The 17,461-nt window shown below is 62.3% G+C and carries 16 protein-coding genes; 13 read left to right on the top strand and 3 right to left on the bottom strand.

What is annotated here, in order from left to right; all coding sequences use genetic code 11:
* Positions 1 to 112 precede the first annotated feature (112 nt).
* The 4 genes from thrS (at position 113) to pdxS (ending at position 4,493) form a co-directional block, all read left to right on the top strand.
* Positions 113 to 2,122, top strand: a complete 2,010-nt coding sequence (gene thrS / locus PJL15_RS00800) for a threonine--tRNA ligase (RefSeq protein ID WP_281449320.1) — start codon at positions 113 to 115, stop codon at positions 2,120 to 2,122.
* Positions 2,123 to 2,141: 19 nt separating this feature from the next.
* Entirely contained in the window at positions 2,142 to 2,735 is a 594-nt protein-coding gene (locus tag PJL15_RS00795; protein ID WP_281449319.1) for an HIT family protein, read from the top strand.
* The gene (pgsA, locus tag PJL15_RS00790; RefSeq protein WP_281449318.1) at positions 2,725 to 3,351 is read left to right on the top strand and encodes a phosphatidylinositol phosphate synthase; all 627 of its coding nucleotides are present in this window, start codon (positions 2,725 to 2,727) and stop codon (positions 3,349 to 3,351) included. The genes PJL15_RS00795 and pgsA overlap by 11 nt, the downstream gene beginning before the upstream one ends.
* A gap of 215 nt (positions 3,352 to 3,566) precedes the next feature.
* Positions 3,567 to 4,493 carry a pyridoxal 5'-phosphate synthase lyase subunit PdxS gene (gene pdxS, locus PJL15_RS00785; protein WP_281449317.1) on the top strand — a complete coding sequence of 309 codons (927 nt, stop codon included), beginning with the start codon at positions 3,567 to 3,569 and terminating at the stop codon, positions 4,491 to 4,493.
* A gap of 61 nt (positions 4,494 to 4,554) precedes the next feature.
* On the opposite strand, the gene PJL15_RS00780 is transcribed toward pdxS, so the two are convergent.
* Positions 4,555 to 6,567, bottom strand: coding sequence for a M3 family metallopeptidase (locus PJL15_RS00780; RefSeq protein WP_281449316.1), 2,013 nt, complete (start codon positions 6,565 to 6,567; stop codon positions 4,555 to 4,557).
* A gap of 72 nt (positions 6,568 to 6,639) precedes the next feature.
* Between PJL15_RS00780 and PJL15_RS00775 the strand changes: the two genes are divergently transcribed.
* A complete protein-coding gene (locus PJL15_RS00775) occupies positions 6,640 to 7,905 on the top strand; it encodes a CapA family protein (protein WP_281449315.1) in 1,266 nt (421 codons plus the stop codon).
* 4 nt (positions 7,906 to 7,909) lie between these two features.
* Here the strand turns inward: PJL15_RS00775 and PJL15_RS00770 are convergent, their stop codons facing one another.
* Both PJL15_RS00770 and PJL15_RS00765 read right to left on the bottom strand, forming a co-directional pair.
* Positions 7,910 to 8,680 (bottom strand): type 1 glutamine amidotransferase, encoded by a 771-nt coding sequence (locus PJL15_RS00770; protein WP_281449314.1) that lies wholly within the window; start codon positions 8,678 to 8,680, stop codon positions 7,910 to 7,912.
* Positions 8,677 to 10,005 carry a Mur ligase family protein gene (locus tag PJL15_RS00765; protein ID WP_281449313.1) on the bottom strand — a complete coding sequence of 443 codons (1,329 nt, stop codon included), beginning with the start codon at positions 10,003 to 10,005 and terminating at the stop codon, positions 8,677 to 8,679. Before PJL15_RS00765 ends, PJL15_RS00770 begins: the two co-directional genes overlap by 4 nt.
* A gap of 102 nt (positions 10,006 to 10,107) precedes the next feature.
* On the opposite strand from PJL15_RS00765, the gene pdxT reads away from it, so the two are divergent.
* From pdxT to secF, 8 genes are all read left to right on the top strand, one after another.
* Complete coding sequence (pdxT, locus tag PJL15_RS00760) at positions 10,108 to 10,809, top strand: pyridoxal 5'-phosphate synthase glutaminase subunit PdxT (protein ID WP_281449312.1); 702 nt, start codon at positions 10,108 to 10,110, stop codon at positions 10,807 to 10,809.
* A 3-nt stretch (positions 10,810 to 10,812) separates the two neighbouring features.
* Positions 10,813 to 11,568 carry a YebC/PmpR family DNA-binding transcriptional regulator gene (locus PJL15_RS00755; RefSeq protein WP_262275139.1) on the top strand — a complete coding sequence of 252 codons (756 nt, stop codon included), beginning with the start codon at positions 10,813 to 10,815 and terminating at the stop codon, positions 11,566 to 11,568.
* Positions 11,569 to 11,612: 44 nt separating this feature from the next.
* A complete protein-coding gene (ruvC, locus tag PJL15_RS00750; RefSeq protein WP_281449311.1) occupies positions 11,613 to 12,191 on the top strand; it encodes a crossover junction endodeoxyribonuclease RuvC in 579 nt (192 codons plus the stop codon).
* 101 nt (positions 12,192 to 12,292) lie between these two features.
* Positions 12,293 to 12,937, top strand: a complete 645-nt coding sequence (gene ruvA, locus PJL15_RS00745; RefSeq protein ID WP_281449310.1) for a Holliday junction branch migration protein RuvA — start codon at positions 12,293 to 12,295, stop codon at positions 12,935 to 12,937.
* Entirely contained in the window at positions 12,930 to 14,006 is a 1,077-nt protein-coding gene (ruvB, locus tag PJL15_RS00740; protein WP_281449309.1) for a Holliday junction branch migration DNA helicase RuvB, read from the top strand. The genes ruvA and ruvB overlap by 8 nt, the downstream gene beginning before the upstream one ends.
* A 145-nt stretch (positions 14,007 to 14,151) precedes the next feature.
* Entirely contained in the window at positions 14,152 to 14,535 is a 384-nt protein-coding gene (yajC, locus tag PJL15_RS00735) for a preprotein translocase subunit YajC (RefSeq protein ID WP_281449423.1), read from the top strand.
* A gap of 114 nt (positions 14,536 to 14,649) precedes the next feature.
* A complete protein-coding gene (gene secD / locus PJL15_RS00730) occupies positions 14,650 to 16,401 on the top strand; it encodes a protein translocase subunit SecD (RefSeq protein WP_281449308.1) in 1,752 nt (583 codons plus the stop codon).
* Positions 16,401 to 17,390: a protein translocase subunit SecF gene (secF, locus tag PJL15_RS00725; RefSeq protein WP_281449307.1), complete on the top strand. Its 990-nt coding sequence runs from the start codon at positions 16,401 to 16,403 to the stop codon at positions 17,388 to 17,390. The genes secD and secF overlap by 1 nt, the downstream gene beginning before the upstream one ends.
* Positions 17,391 to 17,461 lie beyond the last annotated feature (71 nt).

Below are 17,461 nucleotides of genomic sequence, written 5' to 3'. Positions count from 1 at the left end.
CCCGGCGCGCTGCTTTGGCCGCCCTCGCTGGAACGGATACGATTGACGGTGGCTGGCTGTGGTCCCCGTACGCCACAAGCTATGAAGCCTCAACCATGAATAGGAGACACCCGTGTCAGATGCCCAACAGATCACCCTCATCGTCGATGGCGAAGAGACAAAGGTGACGGAAGGGACTACCGGCGCGGAACTCTTCTTCGAGCGCCGCGACGTTGTTGTAGCCCGCGTCAATGGCGAACTGAAGGACCTGGACCAGGTTCTCCCGGCAGACGCCGACGTCGAAGGCGTCACCATCGAATCTCCCGATGGACTCAACGTGCTCCGCCACTCCACCGCACACGTCATGGCACAGGCCGTGCAGCAATTGCGCCCCGACGCCAAGCTTGGTATCGGCCCCTACATCACTGACGGTTTCTACTTCGACTTCGACGTCGCTGAGCCATTCACCCCGGAAGACCTGCGCCAACTGGAAAAGATGATGCAGAAAATCATCAACCAGAACCAGAAGTTCGTCCGCCGCGTGGTCACTGAAGAAGAAGCCCGCCACGCCATGGCCAACGAGCCCTACAAGCTCGAACTGCTCGGCAAGAAGAACGACGCCGCCGACGCTGCTGAAGGCGTCAACGTTGAAGTCGGCGCAGGCGACATCACTATCTACGACAACGTCGACCGCAAGAGCGGAGACAGCGTCTGGTGCGATCTTTGCCGTGGCCCGCACCTGCCCAACACCAAGATCATCTCCAACGCCTTCGCGCTGACCCGTTCCTCGTCTGCCTACTGGTTGGGCAACCAGAACAACCAGCAGCTGCAGCGCATTTATGGAACCGCGTGGCCCACCAAGGAAGCCCTCAAGGCTTACCAGGAGCGCATCGCAGAAGCTGAGCGCCGCGACCACCGCAAGCTTGGTGTCGAGCTGGACCTCTTCTCCTTCCCGGATGAACTTGGTTCCGGCCTTCCGGTGTTCCACCCCAAGGGTGGCATCATCCGCAAGGAGATGGAGGACTACTCGCGCCAGCGCCACGTGGACGCCGGCTACGAGTTTGTCTACACGCCGCACATCACCAAGGGGCACCTCTACGAGGTTTCCGGCCACCTTGACTGGTACAAGGACGGCATGTTCCCCGCCATGCAGGTGGATGCCGAATTCAACGAAGACGGCACAGTGCGCAAGCCGGCCCAGGATTACTACCTGAAGCCCATGAACTGCCCCATGCACAACCTGATCTTCCGCTCACGAGGCCGGTCCTACCGCGAGCTTCCCCTGCGCCTTTTCGAATTCGGCTCGGTGTACCGCTACGAGAAGTCCGGCGTTGTGCACGGGCTGACACGCGTGCGTGGCATGACACAGGACGATGCCCACATCTACTGCACCCGCGAGCAGATGAAGGACGAGCTCACCACTACGCTGAACTTCGTCCTCGGTCTGCTCAAGGACTACGGCCTGGATGACTTCTACCTGGAGCTCTCCACCAAGAACGAAGAGAAGTTCGTTGGTGATGATGCCGCTTGGGAAGAAGCCACCCGCACCCTTTCCGAAGTTGCGGCCGCTTCCGGGCTGGAGCTGGTTCCGGATCCGGGTGGAGCAGCCTTCTATGGCCCCAAGATCTCGGTTCAGGCCAAGGATGCCCTGGGACGGACCTGGCAAATGTCCACCATCCAGCTGGACTTCAACCTGCCCGAGCGCTTCGAACTGGAGTACCAGGCGGCCGACGGAACGCGTCAACGCCCCGTGATGATCCACCGGGCCCTCTTCGGCTCGGTGGAACGCTTCATGGGCGTCCTCACGGAGCACTATGCCGGGGCTTTCCCGGCATGGCTTGCCCCCGTCCAGGTGGTGGGCATCCCCGTAGCTGAGGCGTTCAACGACTACATGTTCGACGTCGTCGGGCAGCTTAAGGCTGCAGGCATCCGCGCCGAGGTGGACATCTCCTCGGATCGTTTCCCCAAGAAGATCCGTACCGCAAGCAAGGACAAGATTCCCTTTGTGCTTATTGCCGGTGGTGAAGACGCCGAAGCAGGCGCCGTATCATTCCGCTTCCGCGATGGCAGCCAAGACAACGGTGTCCCTGTAGCCGAGGCGGTCCGCCGGATCGTCGACGCCGTGAAGAACCGCGAGAGCTGACGGAACGGAAACAGTGACGGTGCAGGAGAACACAGGCGCGGCAGCTGACTTTCCGGGCGACGCAGACGTAACCGATGATTTCGGACTCGCAGGCGTTCCGGATGCGTTTCAGCGCCTGTGGACTCCGCACCGGATGGCCTACATCAAGGGTGGGCAGGATCAATTCAAGAACAAGGATGACTGCCCGTTCTGCGTAGGACCCACCCGCTCGGACGAGGAATCGTTGATCGTCTACCGGGGAAAGACCTGCTATGTGGTGCTCAATCTTTTCCCCTACAACCCGGGCCACCTGCTGATCTGCCCCTACCGCCACGTTCCCGATTACACGGACATCACGGTCGAAGAGACGGCAGAGTTCGCTGATCTCACCCAGACGGCCATGCGCGTGCTCCGGAAGGTTTCGAACCCGAGCGGCTTCAACCTGGGTATGAACCAAGGCGTCACAGGCGGCGCGGGCATCGCAGCCCACCTCCACCAGCACGTAGTTCCGCGCTGGGGCGGGGACGGCAATTTCTTTCCCATCATCGCCCAGACCAAAGCCATTACGCAGACCCTTGACGAGGTCCGCAAGCTCGTGGCCGAAGCCTGGCCGGGGGAGTCGAATGCTCAATAAGCATGCGCGCGGCTTCTTCACCTCACTCTTTACCCCGTTGGCGCGTTGGCTCCTGCGGATCGGCGTGTCACCTGACGCCGTCACCATAGCGGGAACTGCGGGTGTCATCCTCGGTGGCCTCATCCTCTACCCCTTGGGCCATCTGTGGTGGGGTTCGGTGGTTGTTGCCTTCTTCGCGTTCTCTGATGTGGTGGATGGAATCATGGCACGGCTGCAGGGACGCAGCGGAGGGTGGGGAAATTTCCTCGATTCGACGCTGGACCGGTTGGCCGACGGCGCAATCTTTGCGGGCCTCACCATTTGGTTCTTTACCGGGGGCCGGGACACTGCAATCGGGGCTGCGGCCGTGGTTTGCCTGGTCCTGGGCATGGTGGTGTCCTATGCGCGGGCGAAAGCGGAATCGCTCGGCTACCACGCCAGCGTCGGACTTGCCGAACGCGCCGAGCGGCTGGCGTCGGTGTTGCTGATTACCGGGCTTACGGGATTGGGACTTCCACCAGTGGTGCTGTTCGCAACGTTGGTTCTGCTGGCCCTGGCCAGTGTGGTCACGGTAGTCCAAAGAATGGCCACCGTGCACAGGCAGGCCATGGCTGAAGCCGAGGGAACTGGCATCTGACCAGATTCGGGTGCCGCCGATTGTGCAGCTGTCCTACCACAACCGGGTTTGTTGCCCTTCGGGGCAGTAATGAATGTACTGCCGCCCTGCAACCTGCGACTACTATTACTAGTACTTGGTCACCTTGACCTGAAAACCCGGTGTGCGCTGATTGCGGTCGTGTGGCTGCGTGTGCCTCCGGCAGTAAGGTCGTTTATCTACCCATAGGGGTTTTTGTGTCTACACCAGATGTAAGCAACGACGCCGGTTCGTCCGCGAACAGCGTCACGGGCAGCAGCCGCGTCAAGCGGGGCATGGCTGAGATGCTCAAGGGCGGCGTCATTATGGACGTCGTTAACGTCGAGCAGGCCCGCATCGCCGAGGACGCCGGTGCTGTCGCCGTGATGGCCCTCGAGCGTGTTCCGGCCGACATCCGCGCCCAGGGTGGCGTGTCCCGCATGTCCGATCCCGACATGATCGATCAGATCATTGCCGCTGTGTCCATCCCGGTGATGGCCAAGGCCCGCATCGGCCACTTCGTCGAGGCGCAGGTTCTGCAGTCCCTCGGTGTTGACTACATCGACGAGTCCGAGGTCCTGACCCCGGCCGACTACGTCAACCACATCGACAAGTGGAACTTCACCGTTCCGTTCGTGTGTGGTGCCACGAACCTTGGTGAGGCGTTGCGCCGCATCAACGAGGGCGCGGCCATGATCCGTTCCAAGGGCGAGGCCGGTACCGGCGATGTGTCCAACGCGACCGGTCACATGCGCAAGATCCGCGCTGAGATCGCCAAGCTCGCTGCCCTTCCCGAGGACGAGCTGTATGTCGCGGCCAAGGAACTGCAGGCCCCGTACGAACTCGTCAAGGAAATCGCCGCCACGGGCAAGCTGCCGGTAGTGCTGTTCACCGCCGGTGGCATCGCAACCCCGGCTGATGCTGCGATGATGATGCAGCTCGGCGCCGATGGCGTGTTCGTCGGTTCCGGTATCTTCAAGTCCGGCAACCCCGCAGAGCGCGCCGCCGCCGTCGTCAAGGCCACCACGTTCTACGACGATCCTGACGTTATCGCCAAGGTCTCCCGCGGCCTGGGCGAGGCAATGGTCGGCATCAACGTCGACGAAATCCCGCAGCCCCACCGCCTCGCAGAGCGCGGCTGGTAGCAGCAAAAGCAGTTCGACGCCGGGCCGGTTACCTTCAGGGGTGACCGGCCCGGCGTCGTTGTTACTCCAAACCCCGGCGCTTGAGCAGCGGTTCCAGGCGTGCGTCGCGGCCGCGGAACTGCCGGAAGGACTCCAAGGGATCCCGGCTGTTGCCCCGTGAGAGCAGTTCGAACCTGAAGCGGTCGCCGTTGGCGCGGGTCAGTCCGCCGATTTCCTTGAACCACTCCACTGTGTCGGCGTCCAGCACTTCGCTCCAAATATAGGAGTAGTAGCCGGCTGCGTAGCCCGCTCCGGCGAAGATGTGCTGGAAGTAGCCAGTGCGGTAGCGCGGCGGCACCAGCGGATGGTCAATCCCGGCCCCAGCCAGCGCCGCAGCCTCGAAAGCCAGGACATCCGCCGGCACATCCTCCGGGGACAGCACGTGCCACGCCAGGTCCAGCAGTGCAGCTCCCAGGTATTCGGTGGTCGCGAATCCTTCGCCCCACAGGTGTGAGGCGTTCAGCTTCCCTACCACCTCCTGGGGAAGGGGCTCCCCGGTAGCGTGATGCTTGGCGTAGTTGGCAAGTACCTCCGGCCACATGATCCACATTTCGTTGACCTGTGAGGGGTACTCCACGAAGTCCCGGGGAACTGAGGTACCTGAGAACCGCGGATACCTGACATTGGAAAAAAGACCGTGCAGGGCATGGCCGAATTCGTGGAATACCGTCCGGACCTCGTCCAGGGTCAAAAGCGTGGGCTCCCCGGGAGCGGGTTTGGTGATGTTGAGGTTGTTGATCACCACCGGACGGGTGTCCAGCAGGGTGGACTGTTCCACCAGGGAGTTCATCCAGGCCCCTCCGCGCTTTGTCTCCCTGGTGTAATAGTCCCCGAGGAAGAGGCCCAGAGCACTTCCATCTTCGCCGCGGACCTCCCACACGCGTACGTCGGGATGGTAACCCTGAAGGTCGGCGCGTTCATGGAAGGTGATCCCATAGAGTCCGGTAGCGGCATGGAAGACGCCGTTCTGCAGTACGTTGTCCAATGAGAAGTACGGACGCAGGGCTTGGACATCCACGTCGAACTTTTCCTTGCGGACCCGGGCTGAATAGTAGGCCCAGTCCCACGGTTGCAGTTCCCGCCCCGCTGACCCGGCAAGGGCCTCGGCCTCGCGCTGTGCATTGCGGACTGCGGCGGGGGCCAACCGGCCAAGCATCGCCTGCACGTCGCTGAAACCTGGAGCGGTTTGTTGGTCAACCACCAGCTCGGCAAAATTCGCGAAGCCCAACAACGCGGCCTTTTCTGCCCGTAACCGGACCGTGGCCAGCACCAAATCCCGCACGTCCAAGGGGCCGCCATCGGTGCCACGGGCCAGGGAGGCCTCGTACAAGCGACGCCGGACGGCCGGATTCTCGAGGGCAGCGAGGGCAGGCTGGTTGCTGGGTTGGATTAACGTGAGCAGGTATTTGCCTTCATGGCCCGCAGCGTTGGCGGCTTCAGCAGCGCCTGCGATGTCTTCCTCCGTCATGCCGGCGAGCTCCGCGGCGTCGTCCAGAAGCAGTGCCGAGGACTTCATGGCCTCCTTGACCTGCTGGCCAAACGCGGTTCCCAACCGTGAGAGTTCGGCGTTGATGTCCCGAAGCCGGTCTTGTCCGGCGTCGTCGAGCTGAACGCCCGACTGGCGGAATTCCTTCAGGTACTCCTCCACCAAGCGGGCAGATTCGTCGTCGAGGCCGTCCACCTCGATGGCTGCGAAGCGTTCGTACAGGGCGCGGTTCATGTACACGGCATCCTGGTGCGCTGAGAACTTGGGTGAGAGTTCCGTTTCGAGCGCTTTGATGTCCTCGTTTGCGTCGGCCGACACCAGGGTGAAGAAGGCCGCGGCAGCCCTGTTCAGGAGAAGCCCCGACCGCTCCATGGCCACGGCGGTGTTCTCGAAATTCGCAGGCTCCGGGTTTCCGACGATGACCCCGATCTCCTCCAACTGCGCGGCCAGGCCCTTGTCCACAGCTTCGGCGTAGTGACCGGAGGAAATTTCGCCAAAGGGCGGCAGGCCGTATGGCAGAGGGCTGGGGCTAAGCAGGGGATTGGTCATGAAGTGACTCTTTCACGTAAGAATCGTGTCCTCAAGAGCGGCACGCCTGGTTCAGCATGACTTCGCCGTAGGATGAAAATCATGGGGAATCTCACATCTGCGACGAGATCAATCCGCCCACGGCGGGCGGCATTGCCTGCGCTGGCGTTGGCCCTTGCGATGACGCTGGGGGCCTGCGGCGTCATCGCCGAGAACGATGACGCCAACCGCAGCAGTGCCGCCCCGGCCCCGGTGCAACCGGAACCTACGCCCACACGGACGCCCGCACCCAATCCGACCCCGGGTAAGGGGCCGGCCTGCGCGGAACTCCGCTGCACTTCGATCATGGTGACGGGAGACATGCTGGTCCATACGCAGTTATGGCAACAGGCCCGCGCCGACGCTGCTGCAGCCGGCCTGCCCGGGTACACGTTCGTACCTCTCCTCGAAGGCCAGCGGCGCTACGTCCGAAACAGCGACCTCGCCATCTGCCATCAGGAAACCCCGGTGGCCACGCCGGAAGGGCCCTTCTCTGCGTACCCGTCGTTCAACGTTCCGCCGCAGATTGTCACAGCGTCCAAGGACATCGGCTACCAAGCCTGCACTACCGCCAGCAACCACACCATTGACCGCGGCACCGAAGGGCTGCTCAGGACCCTGGACGCCCTTGATGCTGCCGGGCTCAAGCACACCGGCTCCTACCGGACCGAAGCGGCCTCCAAGGAAATCCTGATGCTCCAAACGGAGTCGGCCAAAGTGGCGGTCATCGAGGGCACCTACGGACACAACGGACAGATTCCGGAGTATCCGTGGCTTGTGGACGAACTGGACCCCGCAACCATGATTGCCAAAGCGACCCAGGCGAAGGCGCTTGGCGCAGACATCGTCCTGGGCGTCATGCATGCGGGCGAGGAATACGCCAGTGAACCCAATGCCCAGCAGCAGGAGGTGGCCCACGCCCTTGTGGACAGTGGCCAGTTCACCATGATCTATGGGCACCACACCCACTCGGTGCTGCCCATCGAGAACTACAAAGGCACGTGGATCGTCTACGGACTCGGGAACGGCATCACGGAGTTGTCGCCGTGGTACGTGGTCAACAACGAAGGGCTGCTGGTCAGGGCGCAGTTCAGCCAAAATGCTGCAGGGACCTGGACTGCCTCGGACCTGGCATGGGCGCCGTCGGTGATTGTCCGTGATCCTTACCGCTGGTGTTCAGTAGCCAGCGACGCACCGCAGGGCGTGTGTGCCACACCCGCGGCGGACGCGGAAACCCGCCAGAGGACCCAATCCGTGGTCGAGTCCATGGGCGCCGCCACGGCGGGCGCCCATGAACTGCTGATCACCAAGGAGAAGTAACCCCCTAGCGCGGACGCCGGGCAGCGTGTTCGCGCGCGAGGCGGGCGTAGTCGTCGTCGGGAGCTCCCGGCACGAACGTACCGAACTTGCGTTCCGCGGCCGTGCGGATCAGGAAGTCTGCAATAGCCGGATTCTTCGGCAGCAGCGAACCGTGCAGGTAGCTGGCTACAACGTTGTTGTAGCGGGCGCCTTCATGGCCGTCCTTGCTGTTGTTGCCCGCACCTTTGGTGACGGTGCCAAGAGGTTCGACGCCGGGACCCAAGGTGGTCTGGCCGCTGTGGTTCTCGTAGCCCATGATGTCGCCAAACTCGTCGGACTTCATGATCACGTTGCCGATCAGGCGTTCATCCGTACCGTGGGTTTCAACATCCAGGATGCCGATGCCGGGAATGGTGGGTCCCGTGCTGGTCTTGAAGAACTTTCCGAAAAGCTGGTAGAGGCCGCAGATCACCAGCATGGGCGCGCCGTTTTCGGCGAGTTCCCGCAACTGTTCCGCACGCGCCTGGAGGTCATCCTGGATCACCAGCTGACCGCTGTCCTGGCCGCCACCGCCCACCACGATATCCACGTCGTCCGGGAAATCGTCGCCCACGTTGTACTCCAGCAGCTCCGGAGTGTAGCCGTGCCACTTGATCCGCTGCTTGAGGACCAGGGCATTGCCCCAGTCGCCGTAGATGTTCATTTCCCGCGGATAGAGCTGGAGAACGCGGATGGTGCCTTTGCTGGGCTGTGATGCCGTGGACTGTGTGGTCGGGGACTGGGGTTCCGAGGTCATGAGACCACCTCAACTATGGTGATTTTGGCAAGTTCGCGGCGGATGGCCAGCATTGATGTGTAGGTGCAGAAAATGCGCTTGGGCTTACCCCGCGAGCCGTCGATGAACGTGCGCAGGGCGGCTGTGATGTCCGGTTCCACCACGCCGAAGGGGACGTCGTCGTACTGCAGGCGAAGGGCCATGTCGTAGGCCCGGACACCCGTGAGGACCTCAACTCCGTCCTCACGCAGGGATTCGAATTCCACGTCCCACAGCCATGACATATCCCTGCCGTCGGCGTAGTTGTCATTGATCGCGATCATGGTTGCGTAGCCGCCGGCCGGGAACGATTTGAGGCCAAGCCGGAAGCCGCTCGGGTTCTTGACCAGCACCAATTCAAGCGGTTGCCCGTCAACGGTCAGGCTTTCGCCGCGGCCGAACGCCGGAGCCACATCGCCCAGGGCCTTGACGAGTCCCGGAGTGTCAACGGGTCCGGTCCCCAGGACCGCGCGCGTAAGCGACAACGCCGCAGCGGCGTTGAAGATGTTGTAGACGCCGCGCAGCTTCATGGTGGTGGTGACGGTCTCGCCGTCGAATTCAAAGTCGGCATCCTGGGCGCCTACCCGTCGGAGCACGACGTCGGCATCGGGCAGTTCGACTGCCTCACCGGGCGCTGCGGCTACTGAGGTCCCGGACGGTGAGGGGCCGCTTCCGGTCCGCATCTCGTCGTCGTTCGGGAAAGTGCTGCGGAGCGATTCGTCCAGTCCGAAGTACCGGACGCTGGGGTGGTGAACGGCGTCGAGGCCGTTGATGGTGTTGGCGATGCGCGCGACGCGCGGATCCTCGCGGTTCAGGACGACGGTATCCGTTGTCTTCGAAGCGATGTGCTCCAGGAGCCGGGCGGTTTTGTCGATTTCACCGAAACGGTCCAGCTGATCCCGGAGGACGTTCAGAAGGAGACTGAAGCGGGGCGCCACTTTGTTGACGAAATGTACGGCGTGGGCTTCATCGAGTTCCAGGATTGCGATGTCGGCGTCGAGGCGGCCCCGCCAATCCACCTCACCCAGCAATGAGGCGGCAACGCCGCGCGTGAAGTTGCTGCCGGAGCGGTTGGTGAACACCTTCAGGCCCTGGCTTTCCAGGAGTTCGACCACCATCTTGGTAGTGGTGGTCTTGCCGTTGGTGCCGCTGACCACGGCCACGCCGTGGGGCAGTGAGGCCAGCGTGCGCTGCATGAAGCGGGGATCGATTTTTTCGACCACCAGGCCGGGAAACGCTGACCCTCCACCCCGAAGCCGGGACAGTGTACGGACCAGCTTGCCGAGGGGAACGCTGAAGGAAAGCATGCTCTGTAATATATCCCAGTCAAGGCATGGAACCCCGGTCGCGGCGGGAGGCAAGCCCTTGCCCAAAACGGTCCGAAGCGCCGGGAGCATTATGATGGTCCAATGACCAACCCCCTTTCCGACGCTTCATCACGCGTGGGTTCAGGCCTCCGGATCGGTGTCCTGGCACTCCAGGGCGACTTCCGTGAGCACATCCACGCAGTGGAGTCTGCGGGAGCAACAGGCGTGGGAATCCGCCGGCCCTCCGAGCTGGACGAAATCGACGGCCTGATCATCCCGGGTGGCGAATCCACCACCATTGACAAGTTGTCCCGCATCTTCGAACTCCGCGAACCCATTCAACAACGGATCGACGGCGGCCTTCCGGTCTATGGTTCATGCGCAGGCATGATCCTCCTGGCCAACGAGATTGCTGACCCGGCCACCGACCTCCAAGGCAATCCGCAACAGACCTTCGGTGGACTGGACATCACCGTCCGCCGCAATGCCTTCGGGCGCCAGCGGGAGTCTTTCGAAACGGACCTTGATTTCAAGGGCCTTGACTTCAGCGCCGGGCAGGACGGTGTGGACCCTGTTCACGCCGTGTTTATCCGCGGACCCTGGGTTGAGTGGGTAGGCCCGGAGGTGGAAGTCCTGGCACAAGTCGATCCGGGCCACGCCAGCCACACGGATGCTTTGCATGGAGTGGCTAGAATTGTTGCAGTGCGCTCAGGCCGTTTGCTGGCCACCTCCTTCCATCCGGAAGTGACAGGGGAGAAGCGTGTGCATGAACTCTTTATTCGAATGATCAGAGGAGAAGCGTAAAGCATGTCAGGCCACTCCAAATGGGCGACCACCAAGCACAAAAAAGCCATCATTGACAGCAGGCGTGCAAAGTCGTTCGCAAAACTGATCAAGAACATCGAAGTCGCTGCCCGCATGGGTGGACCGGACCTGGCCGGCAACCCGGGCCTGGAACTTGCCGTCACCAAGGCCAAGAAGACTTCGGTCCCCAACGACAACATCGACCGCGCCATCAAGCGTGGTGCCGGCCTCACCGGTGAGGTAGTGGACTACACCGAGATCATGTACGAAGCCCGCGGTCCGCAGGGCTCGGCCTTGTTGATCGAATGCCTTACCGACAACAAGAACCGTGCTGCCTCCGAGGTGCGCCTGGCGATCTCGCGCAACGGCGGCACCATCGCCGACCCCGGCTCTGTCAGCTACCTGTTCGCCCGGAAGGGCGTCGTGGTTCTGCCCAAGAACGGCCTCAGCGAAGACGACATCCTCATGGCCGTCCTGGACGCCGGTGCCGAGGAAGTCAAGGACAGCGGCGAGAACTGGGAGATCCACTCTGAGCCATCGGATCTCCAGGCCATCCGGGATGCCCTCAAGGAAGCCGGGATCGAGTACGAAACCGACGAAGCAGAATTTGTTCCCTCCATGCAGGTGGACCTGGACATCGATGGCGCCAAGAAGTTCATGAAGCTCGTCGATGCGCTTGAAGACCTGGACGACGTCCAGAACGTCTACAGCAATGCGGACTTCAGCGAGGAAGTGCAGGCTGCCCTCGACGCCGAGTAGGCGCGGCAGCACCCGATTTTGATAACAAACAGGAAGGCCCGGACTTGACTCTTCGCGTATTGGGAGTCGATCCGGGCCTTACCCGTTGCGGCATTGGCGTTGTGGACATTGAGCGGAACCGCCGTGCCACCATGGTTGCGGTCGGCGTAGTGGGAACTTCGGCGGAACTGACCCTGGACAAGCGCCTGCTGGTGATAGCCCAGGCCATCGATGAGTGGCTTGACCTCCACAAACCGGACGTCGTCGCCGTCGAACGCGTTTTCTCCCAGATGAATGTGAGCACGGTGATGGGCGTTGCCCAGGCCTCGGGCGTCGTCATAGCCGCGGCGGCACGCCGTGGGATTCCGGTGGCGCTGCACACCCCGTCCGAGGTCAAAGCTGCGGTGACCGGCAGCGGGACGGCCAACAAGGATGCCGTGACAAAGCTGGTGACCAAGATCCTGAGGTTGGATTCACCGCCCAAGCCCGCAGATGCCGCCGATGCCCTTGCCTTGGCTTTGACACACGCCTGGCGGGCCGGAAGCGGGATGGGCGCTGCCGGGGGAGCGTCGGGGGCTGGTTCCCTCACGCCGGCGCAAAAGGCGTGGGCCGAAGCCGAAGCAAAAGCGCGCCGCGCGCGGTGATTGTCGGCCGCCCTTGCTAGGGTATTCGTAGATATGTTCGGATAGTCCGCTTCGGCCGCAATTGGTGCCACCGGGGCAGGCAGTACTTCAGGAGCCGGGTCTTGATCAGTTTTCTCCGTGGAACCGTAGCCCACGTTGGCTTGTCCACCGCCGTCATCGACCTCAACGGTGCAGGCATGAGTGTGTTCGCAACGCCACAGACCTTGAGCCACCTCAAGGTGGGAACTGAAGCCAAGCTTTTCACCTCCATGATCGTCCGCGAGGATTCCCTCACCCTCTTTGGATTCGCCAACGACGACGAACGGGAAGTTTTCGACGTCCTGCTCAGTGTCAGCGGCGTGGGACCGCGGCTGGCCTTGGCCGTGCTCGCAGTGCACGAACCGGAGGCCATACGCGTGGCAGCACACACCGGAGACGGCAAGGCCTTCACGAAGGTGCCAGGCATCGGGCCCAAGGTTGCCGGCAGGATCGTCCTTGAACTCGCAGGGAAATTGGTCCCCCATGGCACCGGGAGCACAACCGCACCAGAAGCCGCGATCAAGGCCGAATGGAAACCGCAGGTCGTCGCCGCCATGACCAGCCTCGGATGGTCGGAGAAGGACGCCACCGGAAGCATCGACAAAGCCATGGCGGATTCGCCCGAACTGGTCGATGCAGGAAACGTGGCACAGATTCTCCGCGCCACCCTGCGTTGGCTTGGCCAGGACGGCGCGCGCGCCGGCAACCGCGTAGGCACCCGTGGCTGAGCAGTCACTGGTCAGCGGGGGAGAGGAGCCGGAGGAGCGGGTCATTGAGGCTGCCCTTCGCCCGAAGAACCTGCACGACTTCGTGGGCCAGCACCGGGTCCGCAAGCAGCTTGCCCTGGTACTCGAGGCGTCGAAAATGCGTGGGCGCAGCGCGGACCATGTGCTCATGTCCGGGCCGCCAGGACTTGGCAAGACCACTCTGGCCATGATCATTGCCGCGGAAATGAACGCTCCGCTGCGTATCAGCAGCGGTCCGGCCATCCAGCATGCCGGAGACCTTGCCGCGATACTCTCTTCCCTCTCGGAGGGCGAGGTCCTGTTCCTTGACGAGATCCACCGGATGTCCCGGCCGGCGGAAGAAATGCTGTATATGGCCATGGAAGACTTCCGGGTGGACATCGTGGTGGGCAAGGGGGCCGGTGCAACGGCCATTCCCCTTGAACTTCCGCCCTTCACCCTGGTGGGAGCCACAACCCGGGCCGGGCTCCTCCCCGGACCCTTGCGCGACCGCTTCGGCTTCACCGGCCATCTTGAGTTCTACTCGGTTGCCGAACTTGAACTGGTCCTTCGCCGTTCGGCGGGCCTCTTGGATTTGAAGGTCAACTCGGCCGGATTCACGGAGATTGCCGGTCGGTCGCGTGGCACGCCGCGTATTGCCAACCGCCTGCTTCGCCGTGTTCGTGACTGGGCCTTGGTCCACGGCATTGACCAGATCGACGCGAGGTCTGCGTCGGCTGCTTTGGACATGTACGAAGTAGACCAGCGGGGTCTTGACCGGCTGGACCGTTCCGTCCTGGAAGCCTTGATCACCAAGTTCAATGGTGGTCCCGTGGGGCTGTCCACCCTGGCGATTGCTGTGGGTGAAGAGCCTGAGACCGTCGAAACGGTGGCTGAGCCCTTCCTCGTGCGCGAAGGATTGCTCGGACGGACGCCCCGGGGCCGGATAGCGATGGCTTCTGCCTGGACCCATCTGGGGTATGCCGTACCGGCGGGAGTATTCGGCCAGGAGACGCTCGCACTGTTTGAAGAGGACGAAAACCACGCCGAAAGCGTAGATACTGCCGGTTAACACGCTGTGTTCAGCTTTTCCCTCTAGACTGGTATGACGCTCGGCACGTTCGAGTCCTTGATCCATGCGCCAGCCTCGCGGATCTGCCAGGGACGTTGCCGTGAACCAAAACGTAAGTACAGAACGGAACTTCCCTGTGGATCCAATGACCATATTGCTGTTCGTCATGCTTGGACTCTTTGTCTTCATGATGTTCCGCCGCAACAAGAAGACCCAGCAGCAGCAGGCTGAGATGCAGTCCAAGTTCGCTCCGGGAGTCGACGTCATGACCAGCTTCGGCCTCTTCGGCCGGATCGTGTCCATCGATGAAGCCGAAAACAAGGTCGTTATCGAACTCTCGCCGGGCAACCTGGCCACCGTTCACCGCCAGGCTGTCACCAAGGTGGTTGAGGCTGCCCCCGAGGAAGCCCCCGTGGTTCCCGACGACGCTTCTTCTTTGACCGTTACGGGTACGGAAACCCCTGCGGCCGGCGAGACGCCGGAAGAGACCATTGCGCGCCTCAACAAAGAGGACAAGAAGGACAACTAGCATCGTCAGTCGCGGCATCACCGCGCAAGGCAACTTCTACGGCAGCGGAGAGCCGCCGGCAGACGCTTACCAGCGCCCGCCGGCGGCTGTCCGGCGATAACAGGAAGATCGATAATGGCACGGACCGGCCCCAAAAATTCAGCCCGCAGGGTGCTGACCTGGCTTGGAGCAATATTCGTTGTACTCACTGCTGTCCTGGCTGGCGGTGTGATGACTGGCCATGCGAGCTGGGCGCCCAAGCTTGCACTGGACCTCGAGGGTGGAACCCAGATGATCCTGGCCCCCCGTGTGGAGGGTGCATCCGACATCAATGAGGAGCAACTCAACCAGGCAGTGGCGATCATCCGCCAGCGCGTGGACGGTTCCGGCGTCGCCGAGGCCGAAATCAGCACGCAGTCCGGCCGCAACGTCGTTGTCAGCCTGCCGGGAACACCTTCCAAGGAAACCCGGGACCTTATCCAGGCTTCTGCTGACATGAACTTCCGGCCTGTTATCGCCGCCGGCGACCCTGCCGCCATCCCCGCAGAACAGCGGACCCCGGATGACCAGTTGAACAAGCCGACTGCCGAGCCTGCGAACGCCAGCGACATCAACTGGGTAACCCCGGACGTTCAAAAGGAATTCGAGGCACTGGATTGCGTCAATCCGTCAGCGGAGAAACGCGACCGCTCGGATCCTGCCAAACCACTGGTGGCATGTGAGCCCGCTACAGACAAGACTCCTGCGACCAAGTACATTCTTGGTCCGGTAGAGGTCAAGGGCCAGGACATCAGCGATTCCACGTTCTCCCAGGTCCAGGGCGCACAGGGTTCGGTCACCAACGCCTGGGGCGTGAACATCGTCTTCAACGGCGATGCCACGGCAAAGTTCAAAGCTGTTACCGAACGGCTCAACCAGTTCTATGTAGCCGCACAGGCCCAGGGCACCGAGGATCCGAAGTCCCAGTTCGCCATTGTCCTTGACGACAAAGTGCTCTCCGCACCGCGCGCACTTGCCGTCATCACGGACGGCAAGCCGCAGATCACCGGCAACTTCACCCAAGCCAGCGCCAAGGCATTGTCCGACCAGTTGCGCTATGGCGCCCTGCCGATCAGTTTCGAAATCCAGTCCCAGGAACAGATCTCCGCGACGCTCGGTGGCGACCAGCTCCGACTCGGACTTTTGGCCGGCATGATCGGCCTGGTGCTGGTTGTGATCTACTCCCTCTTCCAGTACCGGGCTTTGGGATTCGTCACCATCGCTTCCCTTGTAGTCGCCGGGTTGCTGACCTATCTGGCCATTGCCATCCTCGGCTGGACTGAGAACTACAGGTTGTCGCTGGCCGGCGTGGCAGGTTTGATTGTGGCCATTGGCCAGACCGCAGACTCCTTCATCGTCTACTTCGAACGTATCCGTGACGAACTGCGCGAGGGACGCGGACTGGTATCCGCCGTCGAGAACGGCTGGAAGCGCGCCAAGCGAACCGTCCTGGCCTCCAAGGCCGTGAACCTCCTGGCCGCACTGGTCCTGTACTTCGTGGCTGTCGGAAACGTCCGTGGCTTTGCCTTCACGCTGGGCTTGACGGCGCTGGCCGACCTCCTCGTGGTGTTCATGTTCACGCACCCGATGCTTCAGGTCCTTGCCCGCACCAAGTTCTTCGGCGAAGGGCACCGCTTCTCCGGATTGTCACCGGACCGCCTGGGCGCGGTACCGCTGTATCGCGGAGCCGGACGGCTCCGGACCCCGGATGAAAAGCCGACGGCGGTCCGTCCCCGCAATGCCGGAGCAGCCGCTGAAGCGGAACGACGCATGACCATCGCCGAACGGCGCCTTGCCGCGAAGGGCCAGTTGACTGGTACTTCCAACGGCAGCAAGGAGGAGAAGTAATGACTACGAGCTTCGCAACCTTCGGCCATGAGCTGTACACGGGCAAACGCTCCTACAACTTCGTCAAGTCCAAGAAGATCTGGTTCACCATCGCGGCCGTTGCCGTCGCGTTGTCCATCCTGATCCCTGTGGTCAAGGGCGGCTTCAACCTCGGCATCGAGTTCCGCGGCGGCTCGGAGTTCACAGTGTCCAACGTGAGCTCCACCGACGCAGCCCTTGGGGAGAAGGCTGTCCACGACGTCGTCCCCAACGCCATTCCGCGCGTCGCCAACGTGGCGGGCAACACCATGCGGATCCAGACGGACCAGTTGACCGACGACGAGACCAACCGCATCAAGGACGGACTCACCAGCGCCTATGGCGTCACGGAGAACGAGGTGACCTCCAACTTCGTCGGACCGACCTGGGGCCAGGACGTTACCCGGCAGGCCCTCATCGGCCTGGTGGTGTTCGTTGGTTTGGCGGCAGTCCTCATGGCGTTGTACTTCAGGACCTGGAAGATGTCGCTGTCAGCCCTTGTTGGCATGCTCGTCACCATGTTTACCACCGCGGGCGTCTACGCCTTGAGCGATTTCGAAGTAACGCCGTCGGCCATCATCGGCTTCCTGACCGTCCTGAGTTATTCGCTGTACGACACCGTGGTGGTCTTCGACAAGATCCGTGAAAACACTTCGGACATCTACACGTCCTCGCGCCGTACCTTTGGCGAGGAAGTCAACCTGGCCGTCAACCAGACGTTGGTGCGTTCCATCAACACCATGATGGTGGCGGTGCTTCCGGTGGCGGCGATCCTCTTCATCGGTGCAGGGCTCCTCGGAGCTGGTACCTTGCGTGACCTGTCGCTTGCGTTGTTCGTGGGTATCCTGATCGGAACTGCTGCCACGATCTTCATCGCGGCCCCGCTTTACGCTTGGCTGCGCCAGGGGGAGCCGGACCTCCTCAAGCAGGCCAAGAAGGTAAGCCAGCGCAGGGCAGAAGCCACCGTATAAGGGGCCAACGGACCCGTTATTGTCCAAAGAGCCGTCCACCGCAACCGTGCGGTGGACGGCTCTTTGACTTG

Source organism: Paenarthrobacter nitroguajacolicus (genome assembly GCF_029952445.1).
GTDB lineage: Bacteria > Actinomycetota > Actinomycetes > Actinomycetales > Micrococcaceae > Arthrobacter > Arthrobacter nitroguajacolicus_B.
Note: the sequence above shows the minus strand (reverse complement) of the source record. Positions and strands in the feature narration are given on the sequence as shown.